The sequence below is a fragment of the Pseudomonas sp. RC2C2 genome (genome assembly GCF_018390435.1).
In the GTDB taxonomy this organism is placed as follows: Bacteria; Pseudomonadota; Gammaproteobacteria; order Pseudomonadales; family Pseudomonadaceae; genus Aquipseudomonas; species Aquipseudomonas donghuensis.
The window spans coordinates 2,838,214-2,856,974 of record NZ_JAHBAX010000001.1; the positions used below are offsets into that span (position 1 = coordinate 2,838,214).

Here is an 18,761-nt window from a genome sequence, read left to right on the forward strand (position 1 = left end):
TGGTCAATTTTTGTGCTATATTCCGCGCCCGCGATTTTTCATCGATTAGCCACCGGTCACTGACATGCAAGCAGCCAAACCACTTTTCGACTATCCCAAGTACTGGGCCGAATGCTTCGGGCCAGCACCGTTCCTGCCGATGAGCAGGGAGGAGATGGATCAGCTCGGCTGGGATTCCTGCGACATCATCATCGTGACCGGTGATGCCTACGTCGACCACCCGTCGTTCGGCATGGCCATCATCGGCCGCCTGCTGGAGGCCCAGGGCTTTCGCGTGGGCATCATTGCCCAGCCGAACTGGCAGTCCAAAGACGACTTCATGAAGCTCGGCGAGCCGAACCTGTTCTTCGGCGTCGCGGCCGGCAACATGGACTCGATGATCAACCGCTACACGGCCGACAAGAAGATTCGTTCCGACGATGCCTACACCCCGGGCGGTATGGCCGGCAAGCGTCCGGACCGCGCCAGCCTGGTTTACAGCCAGCGCTGCAAGGAAGCCTACAAGCATGTGCCGATCGTCCTCGGCGGCATTGAAGCCTCCCTGCGCCGTATTGCGCATTACGACTACTGGCAGGACAAGGTGCGTCATTCGATCCTGATCGACGCCTGCGCCGACATCCTGCTGTACGGCAACGCCGAGCGGGCCATCGTCGAAGTGGCCCAGCGCCTGTCGTTCGGTGAGTCGATCGAGAACATCACCGACATTCGCGGCACTGCCTTCGTACGCCGTGATACCCCGCAAGGCTGGTACGAGGTCGACTCGACCCGTATCGACCGCCCGGGCAAGGTCGACAAGATCATCAACCCGTACGTCAACACCCAGGACACCCAGGCCTGCGCCATCGAGCAGGAGAAGGGCGAGGTCGAAGACCCGAACGAAGCCAAGGTGGTGCAGATTCTCGCCAGCCCGCGCATGACCCGCGACAAGACGGTCATCCGTCTGCCGTCGTTCGAGAAGGTTCGCAACGACCCAGTGCTCTATGCCCACGCCAACCGCGTGTTGCACCTGGAAACCAACCCGGGCAACGCCCGTGCCCTGGTGCAGAAGCATGGCGAAGTGGACGTCTGGTTCAACCCGCCACCCATTCCTATGACCACCGAAGAAATGGACTACGTGTTCGGTATGCCCTATGCGCGCATCCCGCACCCGGCGTACGGCAAGGAGAAAATCCCTGCCTACGACATGATCCGTTTCTCGGTGAACATCATGCGCGGCTGCTTCGGCGGCTGCACCTTCTGCTCGATCACCGAGCACGAAGGGCGCATCATCCAGAACCGTTCGCACGAGTCGATCATTCGCGAGATCGAAGAGATCCGTGACAAGGTTCCCGGTTTTACCGGGGTGATCTCCGACCTTGGTGGCCCGACCGCGAACATGTACCGCATCGCCTGCAAGAGCCCCGAGATCGAATCGGCGTGCCGCAAGCCATCGTGCGTGTTCCCCGGCATCTGCCCGAACCTGAACACCGACCACTCGGCGCTGATCAAGCTGTACCGCAGCGCCCGTGACCTGCCAGGGGTGAAGAAGATCCTCATCGCCTCGGGCCTGCGTTACGACCTGGCGGTGGAATCGCCGGAGTACGTCAAGGAGCTGGTGACCCACCACGTCGGCGGCTACCTGAAGATTGCCCCGGAGCATACCGAGGAAGGCCCGCTGAACCAGATGATGAAACCGGGCATCGGTAGCTACGACCGCTTCAAGCGCATGTTCGAGAAGTACTCGAAAGAGGCGGGCAAGGAGCAGTACCTGATCCCGTACTTCATCGCCGCGCACCCGGGCACCACCGACGAAGACATGATGAACCTGGCCCTGTGGCTCAAGGGCAACGGCTTCCGTGCCGACCAGGTGCAGGCGTTCTACCCGTCGCCAATGGCGTCGGCCACGGCCATGTATCACTCGGGCAAGAACCCGCTGCGCAAGGTCACCTACAAGAGCGACCCGGTGACCATCGTCAAGAGCGAGCAGCAGCGCCGCCTGCACAAGGCGTTCCTGCGCTATCACGACCCGAAGGGCTGGCCGATGCTGCGTGAAGCCCTGGAACGCATGGGCCGTGCCGACCTGATCGGCCCGGGCAAGCACCAGTTGATCCCGCTGCACCAGCCGGCGACCGACAGCTACCAGAGTGCCCGGCGCAAGAACTCGACCCCGGCCGGCAGCCACAAGGTGGCCAAGGAACAGAAGATCCTCACCCAGCACAACGGCTTGCCGCCGCGTGCCAGTGACGGTTCCAAGCCTTGGGACAAGCGCGAACAGGCCAAGGCTGCGGCGTTTGCCCGCAACCAGGAAGCGGCCAAGGCGCGCAAGGATGCCGCCAAGGGCGGCAAGGGCAAGAAGAAGCCCGCCCGCCAGCCGGTTCTGCCGCGCTAACTGAAACGCCAGCCTTCGGGCTGGCGTTTTTGTTTGCGTCGCTGGCAAAGCCTCAAATCTGTGCAAGGCTTGCACGGCGGCCTCGCTACGGTGCGTTTTGAGTGCGACGGTACGGGCTGCATGCAAGGAATCGCAGGCCTGGGGCCATGGCACAAGTCTTGCGCGGTTCCACTACCGCCCAGGCTCGCAGGAGGCCCGCCGTGTCGATTCATGTCGCCTTGCACCATGTCACCGAATACCGCTACGACCGTGCGGTTGAACTGGGCCCGCAAATCGTGCGCCTGCGTCCGGCGGCCCACAGCCGCACGCGGATCCTTTCCTACGGACTGAAAGTGCAACCGGGTGGGCATTTCATCAATTGGCAGCAGGACCCACAGGGCAATTACCTGGCGCGCCTGGTGTTTCCGGAAAAGACCGACAGCCTGCGTGTCGAAGTCGACCTGGTCGCCGAGATGGCGGTGTTCAACCCTTTCGACTTCTTCCTTGAACCCTGCGCCGAGCAGATTCCCTTTAGCTATGGCCGTGACGAACGCCATGAGCTGATGCCCTACCTGGAACAGCTGCCGCTGACGCCGATGTTCGCCACCTACCTGCAAAGCATCGAGCGCGCGCCGCAAGCCAGCGTCGATTTCCTGGTGGCGCTCAATCAGCGCCTGAGCGAAGACATCAGTTACCTGATTCGCCTGGAGCCTGGCGTGCAAACCCCGGAGCAGACCTTGGAACTGGGCTCCGGCTCCTGCCGCGATTCGGCCTGGCTGTTGGTGCAACTGCTGCGCCACCTGGGCTTGGCGGCGCGGTTTGTCTCCGGTTATCTGATTCAGCTGACGGCCGACATCAAGTCGCTGGACGGGCCGTCCGGCACCGAAGAAGATTTCACCGACCTGCACGCCTGGTGCGAGGTGTACCTGCCAGGTGCTGGCTGGGTCGGCCTGGACGCCACCTCAGGGCTGTTTGCCGGTGAAGGTCATATTCCATTGGCCTGTAGTTCCGATCCGACTTCAGCGGCGCCGATCAGTGGCCTGGTCGAGCCCTGCGCATGCACCTTCGAACATGACATGAGCGTCGAGCGCCTGTGGGAATCGCCACGGGTGACGTTGCCCTACAGCGATGAGCAATGGCAGGCCATCGTTGCCCTCGGGCGGCAGGTGGATAGCGACCTGAAAGCGGCGGATGTACGCCTGACCATGGGCGGTGAACCGACCTTCGTGGCCATCGACGACCCTGACGGCGCCGAGTGGAATACCGCCGCGTTGGGTGCGAACAAGCGGCGCCTGGCGGGCGAACTGTTCCAGCGCCTGTACAAGCATTACGCCCCCAGCGCTCTGGTGCACTTCGGCCAGGGCAAGTGGTATCCGGGGGAGCAGCTGCCGCGCTGGTCGCTCAACTGCTTCTGGCGCCGCGATGGTGTGCCGTTGTGGAGCAACCCGGCGTTGATTGCCGACGAGCAGGAGGACCTCGGTGCCGACAGCAACCTGGCCGGGCGCTTCCTGGCCAGCGTTGCCGAACGGCTGAAGCTGCCGCCACGCTATGTCTTCGCCGCTTATGAAGACCACCTCTATTACCTATGGCGCGAGGGCGGCTTGCCGTCCAATGTGCGCGCCGACGATGCGCGCCTGAACGACGAGATGGAACGGGCGAGGCTGCGCAAGGTGTTTGGCCAGGGCCTGGACCAGGTCATCGGCCAGGTTCTGCCGCTGGCCCGCAGCGCCGACGAACAACGCTGGCAGAGTGGGCGCTGGTACCTGCGTGATGAACATTGCCGGCTGGTGCCTGGCGACTCGCCGCTTGGCTATCGCTTGCCGCTGGCGGCGCAGCCTTGGGTCAAGGCCGCTGAATACCCCTATGTGCACCCCGCCGACCCGAACCAGACCTTGGGCGACTTGCCCGGTTGTGAAGAGTTGCTCAAGGCCAGTGCGCAGCAGGCAGTCGACCAGCAGGAGCGCGCAGCCCCCGAGATCGATGCTTCGGCAGACTGGCTGACGCGCACGGCGCTGTGCGCCGAGCCGCGTGAGGGGCGGTTGTACCTGTTCATGCCGCCGCTGTCACGGCTGGAGGATTACCTCGAGCTGCTCGCAGTGATCGAAGCCACCGCGGCCGAGCTGCATTGCCCGGTCATCCTCGAAGGCTACGAGCCACCGGCCGATCCGCGCCTGGCCAATTTCAAAGTCACCCCCGACCCCGGCGTCATCGAGGTCAACGTGCAGCCTTCGGCCAGTTGGGATGAATTGGTGGAGCGCACCGAATTTCTCTACGAACAGGCGCGGCTGACGCGCTTGAGCTGCGAAAAATTCATGATCGACGGCCGTCACACCGGTACCGGTGGCGGCAACCATTTCGTCCTTGGCGGCGCGACGCCGGCCGACTCCCCCTTCCTGCGCCGCCCCGACCTGCTGCGCAGCCTGATCAGCTACTGGCACAACCATCCGTCATTGTCCTACCTGTTTTCCGGCCTGTTCATCGGCCCGACGTCCCAGGCGCCGCGGGTTGATGAAGCGCGTAACGATGCCCTGTATGAGCTGGAAATCGCCTTCGCGCAGATGCCCGAGGCCGGTGAGCAATGCCCGCCGTGGCTGGTCGACCGGCTGCTGCGCAACCTGCTGATCGACGTTACCGGCAACACCCATCGCGCCGAGTTCTGCATCGACAAACTGTATTCCCCGGATGGTCCGGCCGGGCGCCTGGGTTTGCTTGAGCTGCGTGCCTTCGAGATGCCGCCGCATGCACGCATGAGCCTGGTCCAGCAACTGCTGCTGCGTGCCTTGGTCGCGCGTTTCTGGCGTGAACCTTATGCGCCCAAGCGCCTGGCCCGCTGGGGGACCGAACTGCATGACCGGTTCATGCTGCCGCACTTTATCGAGCAGGACTTCGCTGATGTGCTGGTCGAGCTCAACGCCGCAGGTTACCCGCTGCGGGCCGAGTGGTTCGCCGCGCACCTGGAGTTTCGTTTTCCCAAGGTCGGCGACTTTGCCGTCAATGGCATTGAACTGGAACTGCGCCAGGCCCTGGAGCCCTGGCATGTACTGGGCGAGGAGGGCAGTGGCGGTGCCACCGTGCGTTATGTCGATTCGTCGCTGGAGCGCCTGCAGGTCAAGGTCAGCGGCCTGTCGCCGGAGCGCTATCAACTGACCTGTAACGGTCGGGCGCTACCCTTGCAGCCAACCGGGCGGGTCGGTGAGTTCGTCGCCGCCGTGCGCTATCGCGCCTGGCAGCCGGCCAATTGTTTGCAGCCGACCATCGCGGTGCATGTGCCGCTGGTGTTCGACCTGCTGGACACCTGGATGGGCCGTTCGCTAGGCGGCTGCCAGTACCATGTCGCCCATCCGGGCGGGCGCAGTTACCAGACCCTGCCGGTCAATGCCAACGAAGCCCAGAGCCGGCGTCAGGCGCGCTTCTTCCGCCTTGGACACAGCCCGGGCGTGATGGCGATCCCTGAGCCGCAGGTGAACCCGGAACTACCCTTTACCCTGGATTTGCGCCGCAGCTGAGCGCTACTCTGAACTGACTTGTGGCCTTCGAGCATTGCCATGCCTGACCTGTTTGATGCTTACCCGCTGAGTGCGGGGACCTATCACGAGATGCTCGAAGGCCAAGGCGCCGTGCGTGGCCATTGGCAACTGCTGTGCGCCTACCTGCAGCGCAGCGGGCCGGCGCAACTGGCTCAACGCCAGGCCTCGTTGACCCGCCAGTTACGCGAGAACGGCGTCACCTACAACGTTTATGCCGACCCCAAGGGCGCCGACCGGCCGTGGGAGCTGGACCTGTTGCCGCACCTGCTGCCGGCCGCCGAATGGCAGCAGCTGGCGGCCGGCGTTGAACAGCGCGCGCGTTTGCTCAATGCGGTGCTGGCCGATATCTACGGGCCGCAGCAGTTGATCCGTGAAGGCCTGCTGCCGGCCGAGCTGGTCTATGGCCATAACAATTTTCTCTGGCCCTGCCAGGGTATCGCCGCGCCGGAAGGGACTTACCTGCATATCTACGCCGTGGACCTTGCTCGCGCCCCGGACGGTCGCTGGTGGGTAACCGCCGACCGTACCCAGGCGCCGTCGGGTGCAGGTTTCGCGCTGGAAAACCGCACCATCGTCTCGCGGGCCTTGCCCGAGCTCTACCGCGATCTGCAAGTGCAGCACCTGTCCGGGTTTTTCCGCACCCTGCAACAGACCCTGGCGCGTCTGGCGCCAAGCGACAAGGACGCGCCGCTGGTGGTGCTGCTGACTCCGGGGCGCTTTAACGAGAGCTATTTCGAGCACCTGTACCTGGCTCGGCAACTGGGTTATCCACTGGTCGAGGGCAGCGACCTGACCGTGCGCGACGCCACGGTGTACCTCAAGACTTTGAGCGGCTTGCGTCGGGTGCACGCGATCATGCGCCGCCTGGACGATGACTTCTGTGACCCGCTGGAGCTGCGCACCGATTCGGCCCTGGGCGTGCCCGGTTTGCTTGATGCGGTGCGCCAGGGCCGGGTGCTGGTGGCCAATGCACTGGGTAGCGGGGTGCTGGAATCGCCTGGCCTGCTCGGCTTTTTGCCCGCGATCAACCAGCGTTTTTTTGCTGAAGACCTGAGCCTGCCGTCGATTGCCACCTGGTGGTGTGGTGAGCCTCCGGTGATGGCCCGCGCCCTGGAGCAGTTGCCCATGTTGGTGGTCAGGCCGGCGTTTCCCTCGCAGAGTTTCAGCCCGGTGTTCGGTCGCGACCTCGACCCGGCCCAACGCCAGGCCCTGGCCGAGCGCATCCAGGCCCGGCCCTATGCCTACGTGGCCCAGGCGTTGGCGCAGTTGTCCCAGGCGCCGGTGTGGCAGGCCGAGCAGGGCCAGTTGCAGGCGCGGGCCATTGGCATGCGCGTGTATGCGGTGGCCACGGCCGAGGGGTATCGGGTGTTGCCCGGTGGCCTGACCCGGGTCGCGGCCCAGGCCGATGCCGAAGTGGTGTCGATGCAGCGCGGCGGCGCCAGCAAGGACACCTGGGTACTTGGCGAGGCGGCACCACAGGGTGAACAGTGGCGGGCCCAGCGCACTATCGGTGTGGCCGAATTGATCCGTCAGGACCCTTACCTGCCATCGCGCGTGGTAGAGAACCTGTTCTGGTTCGGACGCTACTGCGAGCGTTGCGATGCCAGTGCGCGTTTGCTGCGGATCATCCTAACCCGTTACCTGGACGGCGACGATCCGCTGGCCTTGCAAGCAGCGGTGGAGCTGGCCGATGAGTTGTCGCTGCTGCCGGAGGAGGGCGACTTGCCCGGGCGCTTGCGCGCGGCGCTGGATGATGCGGACTGGGCGTTCAGCCTGCGCGCCAACCTGCTGCGCCTGCAGTGGGCGGCGTCGCAGGTGCGCGGCAAGCTCTCACGGGAGAACTGGCAGGCGCTGGTCGAGCTGCAGCGGGAGGCGCAATGCCTGGAGGATGGCGAGGCGGATTTCGGCGAACGGGTGGATGTTCTCAACCGCCTGGTGATGTCGCTGGCGGCGCTCTCGGGGTTTGCCCTGGACGATATGACCCGCGACGAGGGCTGGCGCTTTTTGATGCTTGGCCGGCGCATCGAGCGTCTGCAATCGCTGTGCAGTAGCCTGGCGGCGTTTCTGCGCGGGCCGGCGGTGTACGATCAAGCCGGGCTTGAATGGTTGCTGGAGCTGGGCAACAGCAGCATCACTTATCGCTCGCGTTATCTGGCCGTTGCGCAACTGATCCCGGTGCTCGATCTGTTGTTGCTCGATGAACAAAACCCCCACGCGGTGCTGTTCCAGCTCAAGCTGCTGGTGCGTGCCAACCAGCGCTTGAGCGAAGAGTTCGACAGCCCTCGCGATCCGGCCCTGGCCCTGCTGGCTGAGCAATTGCGCCACTTCGACCTGCGCAGCCTGGAGCATCCACTGTTCGGCAACGCCAGCGTGCAGGCGGTGTTGGCCGGGCTGGCTGATCTGCTGCAAGCGGTCACCATCGCCAGTGGCGAGCTCTCCGAGCGCCTGGCCCTACGCCATTTCGCTCATGTCGATGATGTCAGCCAACAGACGGTGTCGCTGTGATGAGTGCCCGCTACCAGATCGTTCACGACACCCACTACCGCTACGACAGCCCGGTGTCCCTGGCCCAGCAGCTGGCGCACCTGTGGCCGCGGCCTTGTGCCTGGCAACGCTGTACGGCCCAGGCCCTGCAGGTCAGCCCGCAGCCGACCCAGCGCCGTGATGACTGGGATGTGTTCGGCAACCCGCTGACCCGCCTGGCATTCGAGCGCCAGCATGAGCAGTTGCGGGTGGTGGCGCGTTTGCAAATCGAAGTGCTGGAGCGGGCCGCGCCGGACTTTGCCGCGGCGCCCGCGTGGGAGCAGGTACGCGATGCCCTGACCTATGCCAATCAGCCGCTTTCGAGCGCGGCTCTGGAAGCCTGTCGCTACCGCTTCGAGTCACCTTATGTGCGGCTCAAGCAGCGCTTCGTTGCCTTCAGCGAGTCCTGTTTTCAACCCGGGCAGGCATTGCTGGCGGGCGTGCAGGCGCTGATGGAGAAGATTTTTACTGAGTTCACCTTCGACGCCGACGCTACCCAGGTCGCCACGCCGCTGGTGGAGGTGCTGGAGCGCCGTCGTGGGGTGTGCCAGGACTTTGCCCACCTGATGCTCGCCTGTCTGCGTTCGCGTGGGCTGGCGGCGCGCTATGTCAGCGGCTACCTGCTGACCCGTCCGCCACCCGGCCAGCCACGGCTGATTGGTGCCGATGCCTCGCATGCGTGGGTTTCGGTGTTTTGCCCGGGGCAGGGCTGGATCGATTTCGACCCCACCAACAACCTGCGCCCGGCGCTGGAGCACATCACCCTGGCCTGGGGTCGGGACTTTTCCGATGTGTCGCCGTTGCGCGGGGTGATCCTCGGTGGCGGCTGCCATGACCCGCAGGTGCAGGTCACGGTGATGCCGCTGGATGAAGCCACTGCCTTGTAGGAGCGGGCTTGACCCGCGATGAGGCCCATCAGGTGTTGCCTGGATTGCGACTGCTACGCGCTCGATCGCGGGTCAAGCCCGCTCCCACAGTCAGTCAGGCTTTTTGTCGACCCACTTGGGCAGGACCGGGGCTTCGAAGCTGTCCATGGCGTCGAGCAGCTCGGCGGGCGAGTCGGCCAGTTGCAGCATGGCGCGGTGTTGCGGGCGTACGAAGCCCTCTTCCACCACATGGTCGAGAAAGCTGCCCAGCTTGCTGTAGAGGCCGTTGACGTCGAGCAGGCCCAGCGGCTTGGCGTGGTAGCCCAATTGGCCCCAGGTCCAGACTTCGAACAGTTCTTCCAGGGTTCCCAGGCCGCCCGGGAGGGCGACGAAGGCGTCGCTCAGTTCAGCCATGCGTGCCTTGCGCGCGTGCATGCCGTCGACCACTTCCAGGCGGGTCAGGCCGGTGTGGCCGATCTCGGCGTTTTTCAGCGCTTCGGGGATGATGCCGATCACCTCGCCGCCCGCAGCCATGGCCGCATCGGCAACGATACCCATCAAGCCCACGGCGCCACCGCCGTAGACCAGGGTCAGGCCGCGCTCGGCGATGGCCTGGCCGAGGGCGATGGCCGCCTCGCGGTAGGCCGGGTTGACGCCGGTGCTGGCGCCACAGAACACACAAACGGAACGTACGGGCATTGCTTCTCTCCGGTTACAAGCGTGCACAGAGTAAGGCGCTGGCCGCTCGCTTCCAAGCCCGCAGTGTTCACTCCGGCCGGGCAAACTCGCAGGAGGCGCCTGCAGCGCCGCAGGCGTAGGCGGCCAGAAGGCTGTTCAGGAAAGTACCAAAGGACATGATCATTTACTCCTAAATGAGAGGTTGTCTCATCCTCCCTCAAAGGTGCATGATGGGCACTTAGATTTCCTGTATACAATCCATAGAACAAATTCACTGCCTGGCTCTTCGGCCAGCGCTTGACCCACATCATGGGCCGGTCTTGCGGTTTCAGGCAGTCTTCAAACTGATAAAAACCCCTGCCATGGAGATTCACGATGTTTGCCAAAGTTGTAGCAGTATCCTTGCTGACCCTCGCCAGCACTCAGGTATTTGCCGCTGAGTGCAAGGCGACGATCGACTCCACCGACCAGATGTCCTTCAACACCAAGGCCATCGAAATCGACAAGAGCTGCAAGACCTTCACCGTCGAGCTGACCCACTCCGGTTCGTTGCCGAAGAACGTCATGGGCCACAACCTGGTGATCAGCAAAGAAGCTGACATGCAGCCAATCGCCACCGACGGCCTGGCGGCTGGCATCGACAAGAGCTACCTGAAAGAAGGCGACGCGCGCGTGATCGCCCATACCAAGATCATTGGCGCTGGCGAGAAGGATTCGCTGACCATCGACGTGTCCAAGCTCAAGGCAGACGAGAAGTACGGCTTCTTCTGCTCGTTCCCTGGCCACATCTCGATGATGAAAGGCACTGTTACCCTGAAGTAATTGCCCTGGGGCTGCTTTGCAGCCCAGGGGGGGGGCCCCCCCCCAGCCATCGCCGGCAACGCCGGCTCCCACACCGATTACTGTGGGAGCCGGCGTTGCCGGCGAATCAATCAGCGCCTCAAGGCGCGAACGGCATCTCGCGCTTGTGCTGGGTCTTGCGGTACGTGGCGCTGATGATATCGAAGGCTTCCTGGCTCACCGGCTCGCCATGCAGGAACGCATCGATCTGCGCATAGGTCACCCCATGGGATGCTTCGTCCGGCTTGCCGGGCGCCAGGTCTTCCAGGTCCGCCGTCGGGACCTTTTCCACCAATGATTGCGGCGCGCCAAAGCTGCGCGCGATGGCCCGTACCTGGTTTTTCACCAGGCCGCTGAGCGGCGCCAGGTCGCAGGAACCATCACCAAACTTGGTAAAGAAGCCCATCACCGCTTCGGCGGCGTGGTCGGTGCCGATCACCAGGCCCTGACGGGCGCCGGCGATGGTGTACTGAGCAACCATGCGCATGCGCGCCTTGGTATTGCCGACGACAAAGTCGACCATTGCCGGCGTGCCGTTCTCCAGGGCCTCGACCTCGGCTGCCAGGGCCCGCACGGCCGGGGCGATGTCGACGGTGTGCACCTCGTCTGCCTTGATCACCTCCAGGCAGGCCTGGGCATCGTGCTCGTCGTGCTGCAGTTGGTAGGGCAGGCGCACGGCGATGAAGCGGTACTGCTCGTCACCGGTCTCGCGGCGCAGTTCGTTGATCGCCCGTTGCGCCATCAGCGCCGCGGTCAACGAGTCGACGCCGCCGCTGATGCCCAGCACCAGGGTCTTGAGCCGTGCGTTGCTCAGGCAGGTCTTGATGAACGCCACGCGCCGGGCGACTTCGGCGTCGAGCGCGGCGCTGTCGGTAAACGGCGGCTGGACCTTGAGCGCTTGCGCAATCTCTCGCTGGACGGCTTGCATGAATTACTCCTTGGACACTTTGAAGACGTGGCGCAGGTAGGCGACGAAGTTTTCGTCGCGGCATTGGGTCTTGGCCGCCTCATCGGAAATCTTGGCGACGGGCTGGCCGTTACAGTCGGTCATTTTAAGCACGATGCTCATCGGCGCCACCCCGGGCAGGTCGCAGGTGAGGTTGGTGCCGATGCCGAAGCTGACGTTGATCCGCCCGCGCAGGGCACGGAAGATCTCCAGCGACTTGGTCAGGTTCAGGCCGTCGGAGAACACCAGGGTCTTGGTCATCGGGTCGATCCCCAGCTTGCGGTAGTGGGCGATGGCCTTTTCCGCCCACTGCACCGGGTCGCCCGAGTCATGGCGCAGGCCGTCGAACAGCTTGGCAAAGTACAGGTCGAAATCGCTCAGGAAGGCATCCATGGTGATGCAGTCGGTCAGGGCGATGCCAAGCAGCCCGCGGTATTCGCGCACCCAGCAATCGAGCGCGGCGATCTGGCTGTCGATCAGCCGCGGCCCCAGTTGTTGATGGGCCATGATCCATTCATGGGCCATGGTCCCCAAGGGCTTGATATCCAGTTTCCGTGCCAGGTGCACGTTACTGGTGCCGACAAAGCGCGCCGGGAAATCTTCCTTGAGCACCCGTACTATTTCTTCCTGAACCTTGTAGGAGAAGCGTCGGCGGGTGCCGAAGTCGGCGACCTGCAACTCGGCCAGCTCGTCGCTGCTGGCATTGGCCTTGAGCCAGTCGAACTTGCGGTACAGCTGGTCGCGTGCGTCGCTGAGCTTTGCCTGCGGATGACGATGGCGGTTGCGTACTTCGCTGATGATCGCAAGCAAAGGCACTTCAAACAGGATCACGTGCAGCCAGGGCCCGCGCAGGCGCAGGTACAGCTGATCGTTCTCCACCCCCAGTTGCAGGTAGCGCAGGTTGAAACGGAACAGCCCGAGAAAGCGCAAGAAGTCCGGCTTCATGAAGCTGATCTGCTCAAGAAAACCCAACTGGCCATTACCCAGGCTCAGTTCGCACAGTTGCTCGATCTGTTCGCGGATCTGCGCCAGATAAGGGCGCAGGTCTTCACCATTGCGGCAGCGGAACTCCCATTCAACGTCGACGTTGGGGTAGTTGTGCAGCACGGCCTGCATCATGGTCAGCTTGTAGAAATCGGTGTCGAGCAGGTTCTGCACGATGCGATCGGCAAATGCACTCTCGCTCATAAAGGGCTCCAAAGGGGGCGCACGCCATCACCAGCCGCGACGACGCACAGACCTGCGCATTGTGCCAGCCTTTATCGCTGCGGGGGCAGGCCAGGCCTGGGGTAATTCAGTAGCAGGCTACAGGTAGCGGCGCTTTTAGCGCTCAGCGGCTAGCCTGTAATGGTGCCCGCTGTAGCAGTCGCGCACCACGGATGTGCAGTTCGGTTACGCATCCTGTTACAGGCCGGTTGCACGTAACCACAACCAAGGGTTGCAATGATGGCACTTCGCGGTTGCTCTTTTTTGCTGGAACGGGTGGCGCTTGCCGTGAGGCAGACGGTTGCACGACCAATAAAAAAAGGCCGCGAATCCTTGCACTGCAACTTGTTCACGAGTTTTTCCAGAATAAAAAACCACTGGCACGGCGCTTGCTCAGAGCAATTGCTGAAAGTTGTAGTGCCAACCAAAAAAAACTCCAGGAGCACCACCTCATGTCGCAGACGTTTTACAAGAAAGGCTTTCTGGCCCTTGCCGTGGCTACGGCGCTGGGCGTTTCTTCGTATGTTCAGGCCGACATCAAGATCGGCGTAGCAGGCCCGATGACCGGTGCCAACGCAGCGTTTGGCGAGCAGTACATGAAAGGTGCACAGGCGGCGGCCGACAAGATCAACGCCGCAGGCGGTGTCAACGGCGAGAAGATTCAGCTGGTCAAGGGTGACGATGCCTGCGAGCCGAAGCAGGCCGTGGCCGTGGCCAACCGCCTGGTTGATCAGGAAAAGGTCGTCGGTGTGGTCGGGCACTTCTGCTCGTCCAATACCATCCCCGCTTCGGAGGTGTACGACGAAGCCGGTGTCATCGCCATCACCCCGGGTTCGACCAACCCGCAAGTTACCGAACGCGGCCTGACCGGCATGTTCCGCATGTGCGGGCGTGATGACCAGCAGGGCATCGTCGCCGGCGACTACATCGTCGATGTGCTCAAGGGCAAGAAGGTCGTGGTCCTGCACGACAAGGACACCTACGGCCAGGGCCTGGCCGATGCGACCAAGGCTCAACTGGTCAAACGCGGCGTGACACCAGTGCTGTATGAAGGCCTGACCCGTGGCGAGAAGGACTTCAGCGCTGTGGTCACCAAGATCCGCGGAACCGGTGCCGACGTCGTCTACTTCGGTGGCCTGCACCCGGAAGCCGGCCCACTGGTCCGGCAACTGCGTGAGGCGGGTCTGAAAGACGTCAAGTTCATGTCCGACGACGGCATCGTCACTGACGAACTGGTCGCCACCGCTGGCGGCCCGCAGTACGTCGATGGCGTGTACATGACCTTCGGCGCCGACCCGCGCCTGCTGCCAGACAGCAAGGCAGTGGTTGAAGAGTTCCGCAAAGGCGGCACCGAACCTGAAGGCTACACCCTGTATGCCTACGCCTCGGTTCAGGCCCTGGCCGCCGCCTTCAACGGCGCCAAGTCGAACAAGGGCGAAGACGCTGCCAAGTGGCTCAAGGCCAACCCGGTGCAAACCGTGATGGGTGAGAAGAAGTGGGACAGCAAGGGTGACCTGACGGTCTCCGACTACGTGGTCTACCAGTGGGACAAGGACGGCAAGTATCACCAACTGGAAAAACAAAAATAACAACGGTAGGCGACCCGGGCCTGTGCCCGGGTCGCTGCCCGGTTTTGCGCCGTACCTGTCTTTTCTCGTAGATCTGCACAACCCTGCGCTGCGAGAGCCGCTTCATCCAGGGCTCACCGTAGTCGGCGCTTGTGCAATCTCAAATACGTGAGATTGCGTTATGGATGGTATTTTCCTGCAGCAACTGGTCAATGGGCTGACCCTCGGGTCTGTCTATGGCCTGATCGCCATCGGCTACACAATGGTCTATGGCATCATCGGCATGATCAACTTCGCGCACGGCGAGGTGTATATGATTTCCGCGTATCTGGCGGCAATCAGCCTGGCATTGCTGGCGTATTTCGGTATCGAATCCTTCCCCTTGCTGATGCTCGGGACGCTGATCTTCACGGTGGTGGTCACTGGAGTCTACGGCTGGACCATCGAACGCATTGCCTACAAACCCCTGCGCAACTCCACCCGCCTGGCACCGCTGATCAGTGCCATCGGTATCTCGCTGATCCTGCAGAACTACGCGCAGATCAGCCAGGGCGCACGCCAGCAAGGCGTACCGACCCTGCTCGAAGGCGCCTGGCGCGTCGAGGTGGGCACCGGTTTCGTCCAACTGACCTACACCAAGATCTTCATCCTGGTGGCTGCCTTCGTCGGCATGGCCGCACTCACCTACATCATCAAGTTCACCAAGCTTGGGCGCATGTGCCGGGCCACCCAGCAGGATCGCAAGATGGCCTCGATCCTGGGTATCAACACCGACCGGGTGATCTCCTATGTGTTCGTCATCGGTGCGGTAATGGCGGCCCTGGCCGGCGTACTGATCACCATGAACTACGGCACCTTCGACTTCTATGCCGGCTTCATCATCGGCATCAAGGCCTTCACCGCCGCGGTGCTCGGTGGCATCGGCTCGTTACCGGGCGCCATGCTCGGCGGGATCATCCTCGGTATTTCCGAGTCGCTGTTCTCCGGGCTGATCAACTCCGACTACAAAGACGTGTTCAGTTTCTCGCTGCTGGTGCTGATCCTGATCTTCCGTCCCCAAGGCCTGCTGGGTCGCCCACTCGTGGCGAAGGTGTAAGTATGTCTGCTGCCAAAACAACTACATTCGATATCAAGCGCAGCCTGATCGATGCGATTCTCGCCGGGCTGATTTCCCTGATCGTGTTCGGGCCCATCGTCGGCGTGGTGCTCGACGGCTACAGTTTCAACCTGGAACCCACCCGTGTTGCCTGGCTGGTGGCCGGGGTGATGGCCGGGCGCTTTATCCTCAGCCTGTTCCTGCAGACGCCCAAGGGCCAGTCGATCCTCCAGGGCTTCGAGGGCAGTGGTTCCGGCGTGCACGTGCTGGCGCCGGACTACAAGTCGCGGCTGCGCTGGATCATCCCGGCACTGATCGTGATTGCCATCGTCTTTCCGTTCTTCGCCAACAAGTACTTGCTCACCGTGGTCATCCTCGGCCTGATCTACGTGCTGCTGGGCCTGGGCCTGAACATCGTGGTCGGTCTGGCGGGGCTGCTCGACCTGGGCTACGTGGCCTTCTATGCCATCGGCGCCTATGGCCTGGCGCTGGGTTACCAGTACCTGGGGCTGGGCTTCTGGACCGTGTTGCCGCTGGCGGCGCTGGCCGCGGCGCTGGCCGGGTGCATATTGGGCTTCCCGGTGCTGAGGATGCATGGTGACTACCTGGCCATCGTGACGCTGGGCTTTGGTGAAATCATCCGTCTGGTGCTCAACAACTGGCTGTCGTTCACCGGTGGTCCCAACGGCATGCCGGTGCCTTCGCCAACCTTCATGGGCCTGGAGTTTGGCCGGCGGGCCAAGGACGGCGGGGTGCCGTTCCACGAGTTCTTCGGCGTTGATTACAACCCCAACCTGAAATTCCTGTTCATTTACATCGTGCTGTTCCTGGTGGTGCTGGCGGTGCTGTACATCAAGCACCGTTTGACCCGCATGCCGGTCGGTCGCGCCTGGGAAGCACTGCGCGAAGACGAGATCGCTTGCCGTTCCATGGGCTTGAACCATGTGCTGGTGAAACTCTCGGCCTTCACTCTCGGCGCCTCCACCGCCGGCCTTGCCGGGGTGTTTTTTGCCAGCTACCAGGGCTTCGTCAACCCGTCGTCGTTCACCTTCTTCGAGTCGGCGCTGATCCTCGCCATCGTTGTGCTCGGCGGCATGGGCTCGACGGTCGGTGTGGTGATCGCGGCGTTCGTGCTGACCGTGGCGCCCGAGCTGCTGCGCAGTTTCTCCGAGTACCGGGTGCTGCTGTTCGGCGTGCTGATGGTGCTGATGATGATCTGGAGACCGCGCGGCCTGATTCGCATCAGCCGTACCGGTGTAGTCCCGCGTAAAGGAGTAGCGCCATGAGCGATGAGGTGATTCTCTCGGTCGACAACCTGATGATGCAGTTTGGCGGGATCAAGGCGCTCAGTGACGTCAGCCTGAAGGTCAAGCGCAACTCCATCTTCGCCCTGATCGGCCCCAACGGTGCGGGTAAGACTACGGTGTTCAACTGCCTGACCGGCTTCTACAAAGCCAGTGGCGGCAACATCGAACTGAACCTGCGCGGCACCCGCACCAACGTGATCCAGCTGTTGGGCGAGCGCTTCCGGCTGGGCGATTTCGTCTCGCCCAAGCGCTTCATCAACCGCCTGCACTACAAGATGTTCGGCGGCACCCACCTGGTCAACCGCGCGGGCCTGGCGCGGACTTTCCAGAATATTCGCCTGTTTCGGGAAATGTCGGTGGTCGAGAACCTGCTGGTAGCCCAGCACATGTGGGTCAACCGCAACCTGTTGGCTGGCGTGCTCAACACCAAGGGCTACCGCAAGGCCGAAAGCGATGCCCTGGACCATGCCTTCTACTGGCTGGAAGTGGTCGACCTGGTCGACTGTGCCAACCGCCTGGCCGGTGAGCTGTCGTACGGGCAGCAACGTCGCCTGGAGATTGCCCGGGCCATGTGCACGCGCCCGCAAATCATTTGCCTGGACGAACCGGCCGCCGGCCTCAACCCGCAGGAAACCGAAGCGCTGAGCAAGATGATCCGTGTACTGCGCGACGAGCATGACCTGACCGTGGTGCTGATCGAGCACGACATGGGCATGGTCATGAGTATTTCCGACCATATCGTGGTGCTCGACCACGGCAAACTGATCGCCGAAGGCGCGCCACAGGACATCCGTCACAACCCGACGGTGATTGCCGCTTACCTGGGCGCCGATGAAGAGGAACTGGTATGAGTACAGCGATCCTCGAACTGAAAGAGATCGACGTGTTTTACGGGCCGATCCAGGCCCTGAAAAAAGTCTCGCTGCACATCGATGAAGGTGAAACGGTGAGCCTGATCGGCTCCAACGGTGCCGGCAAGTCGACCCTGCTGATGTCGATCTTTGGCCAGCCGCGAGCGGCGGCCGGGCAGATCGTCTACCGTGGCACCGACATTACCCACAAGTCTTCGCACTATATCGCCTCCAACGGCATCGCCCAGTCGCCGGAAGGCCGGCGGGTGTTCCCCGACATGTCGGTGGAAGAGAACCTGATGATGGGCACCATCCCCATTGGCGACACGTTCGCCAGCGAGGACATGCAGCGCATGTTCGAGCTGTTCCCACGGCTCAAGGAGCGGCGCAACCAGCGCGCCATGACCATGTCCGGCGGCGAGCAGCAAATGCTCGCCATCGCCCGGGCGCTGATGAGCCGTCCCAAGTTGCTGCTGCTCGATGAGCCGTCGCTGGGCCTGGCGCCGATCGTGGTCAAGCAGATCTTCGCCACCTTGCGCGAGCTGGCGCAGACCGGCATGACCATCTTCCTGGTGGAGCAGAACGCCAACCATGCGCTGAAGCTCTCGGACCGCGCGTATGTGATGGTCAACGGCCATATCCGCATGACTGGCACTGGCCAGGAGCTGTTGGTCAACGAGGAGGTGCGTAACGCTTATCTGGGCGGGCACTGATCTGTAGCTGGAAAAAGCGCCCCGCCTGACGGGGCGTCTTTTTTTGTCCACAGTTTTGTGGAAAACCTTGCGGTAACGTTCTTTTGGGCGCGACAGAAAGTCGCTTTAACTGGCTGTTTTATCAGCTTTTGAGTTGTCCACCATTGGTGTGGAAGCGACTGTGGGTAACTTGGGTGCAGCTTGCTGTAGGCCTTTATTTACAAGGCCTTCAGGCTTGTGGTTGTTTTTTGATCAGGTTTTTTTCCGGCGTTCGCATCAGGGTTTGTCAAGTGTTTTGTCCTTAGTGCAAATAG

Annotated in this window: 13 protein-coding genes; 10 read left to right on the plus strand and 3 right to left on the minus strand. The window is 62.7% G+C overall.

The annotated features are described in order from the left end of the window. Positions 1 to 64: 64 nt before the first annotated feature. The 4 genes from KHO53_RS13085 (at position 65) to KHO53_RS13100 (ending at position 9,284) form a co-directional block, all read left to right on the plus strand. On the plus strand, positions 65 to 2,368 hold the full coding sequence (locus KHO53_RS13085; protein ID WP_036995507.1) for a YgiQ family radical SAM protein: 2,304 nt from the start codon (positions 65 to 67) through the stop codon (positions 2,366 to 2,368). A 200-nt stretch (positions 2,369 to 2,568) separates the two neighbouring features. Beyond that, positions 2,569 to 5,853, plus strand: a complete 3,285-nt coding sequence (locus KHO53_RS13090; protein WP_213570373.1) for a transglutaminase family protein — start codon at positions 2,569 to 2,571, stop codon at positions 5,851 to 5,853. 39 nt (positions 5,854 to 5,892) lie between these two features. Then, positions 5,893 to 8,379 carry a circularly permuted type 2 ATP-grasp protein gene (locus tag KHO53_RS13095; protein ID WP_213570374.1) on the plus strand — a complete coding sequence of 829 codons (2,487 nt, stop codon included), beginning with the start codon at positions 5,893 to 5,895 and terminating at the stop codon, positions 8,377 to 8,379. Further along, entirely contained in the window at positions 8,379 to 9,284 is a 906-nt protein-coding gene (locus tag KHO53_RS13100; protein WP_213570375.1) for a transglutaminase family protein, read from the plus strand. The genes KHO53_RS13095 and KHO53_RS13100 overlap by 1 nt, the downstream gene beginning before the upstream one ends. A gap of 90 nt (positions 9,285 to 9,374) precedes the next feature. On the opposite strand, the gene KHO53_RS13105 is transcribed toward KHO53_RS13100, so the two are convergent. Further along, positions 9,375 to 9,962 (minus strand): cytokinin riboside 5'-monophosphate phosphoribohydrolase, encoded by a 588-nt coding sequence (locus tag KHO53_RS13105; protein ID WP_213570376.1) that lies wholly within the window; start codon positions 9,960 to 9,962, stop codon positions 9,375 to 9,377. A 354-nt stretch (positions 9,963 to 10,316) separates the two neighbouring features. On the opposite strand from KHO53_RS13105, the gene azu reads away from it, so the two are divergent. Beyond that, complete coding sequence (gene azu / locus KHO53_RS13110) at positions 10,317 to 10,763, plus strand: azurin (RefSeq protein WP_010221621.1); 447 nt, start codon at positions 10,317 to 10,319, stop codon at positions 10,761 to 10,763. Positions 10,764 to 10,881: 118 nt separating this feature from the next. Here the strand turns inward: azu and nadE are convergent, their stop codons facing one another. Then, positions 10,882 to 11,709, minus strand: coding sequence for an NAD(+) synthase (gene nadE / locus KHO53_RS13115; protein ID WP_213570377.1), 828 nt, complete (start codon positions 11,707 to 11,709; stop codon positions 10,882 to 10,884). A 3-nt stretch (positions 11,710 to 11,712) separates the two neighbouring features. Next, a complete protein-coding gene (pncB, locus tag KHO53_RS13120; protein ID WP_213570378.1) occupies positions 11,713 to 12,915 on the minus strand; it encodes a nicotinate phosphoribosyltransferase in 1,203 nt (400 codons plus the stop codon). Positions 12,916 to 13,385: 470 nt separating this feature from the next. Between pncB and KHO53_RS13125 the strand changes: the two genes are divergently transcribed. The 5 genes from KHO53_RS13125 (at position 13,386) to KHO53_RS13145 (ending at position 18,468) form a co-directional block, all read left to right on the plus strand. After that, positions 13,386 to 14,522 carry a branched-chain amino acid ABC transporter substrate-binding protein gene (locus KHO53_RS13125; RefSeq protein ID WP_010221624.1) on the plus strand — a complete coding sequence of 379 codons (1,137 nt, stop codon included), beginning with the start codon at positions 13,386 to 13,388 and terminating at the stop codon, positions 14,520 to 14,522. Between the two features lie 160 nt (positions 14,523 to 14,682). Next, positions 14,683 to 15,597 carry an ABC transporter permease subunit gene (locus tag KHO53_RS13130; protein ID WP_010221625.1) on the plus strand — a complete coding sequence of 305 codons (915 nt, stop codon included), beginning with the start codon at positions 14,683 to 14,685 and terminating at the stop codon, positions 15,595 to 15,597. 2 nt (positions 15,598 to 15,599) lie between these two features. Then, on the plus strand, positions 15,600 to 16,883 hold the full coding sequence (livM, locus tag KHO53_RS13135; RefSeq protein ID WP_010221626.1) for a high-affinity branched-chain amino acid ABC transporter permease LivM: 1,284 nt from the start codon (positions 15,600 to 15,602) through the stop codon (positions 16,881 to 16,883). After that, positions 16,880 to 17,755, plus strand: coding sequence for an ABC transporter ATP-binding protein (locus KHO53_RS13140; RefSeq protein ID WP_010221627.1), 876 nt, complete (start codon positions 16,880 to 16,882; stop codon positions 17,753 to 17,755). Before livM ends, KHO53_RS13140 begins: the two co-directional genes overlap by 4 nt. Next, on the plus strand, positions 17,752 to 18,468 hold the full coding sequence (locus KHO53_RS13145; protein WP_010221628.1) for an ABC transporter ATP-binding protein: 717 nt from the start codon (positions 17,752 to 17,754) through the stop codon (positions 18,466 to 18,468). The genes KHO53_RS13140 and KHO53_RS13145 overlap by 4 nt, the downstream gene beginning before the upstream one ends. Positions 18,469 to 18,761 lie beyond the last annotated feature (293 nt).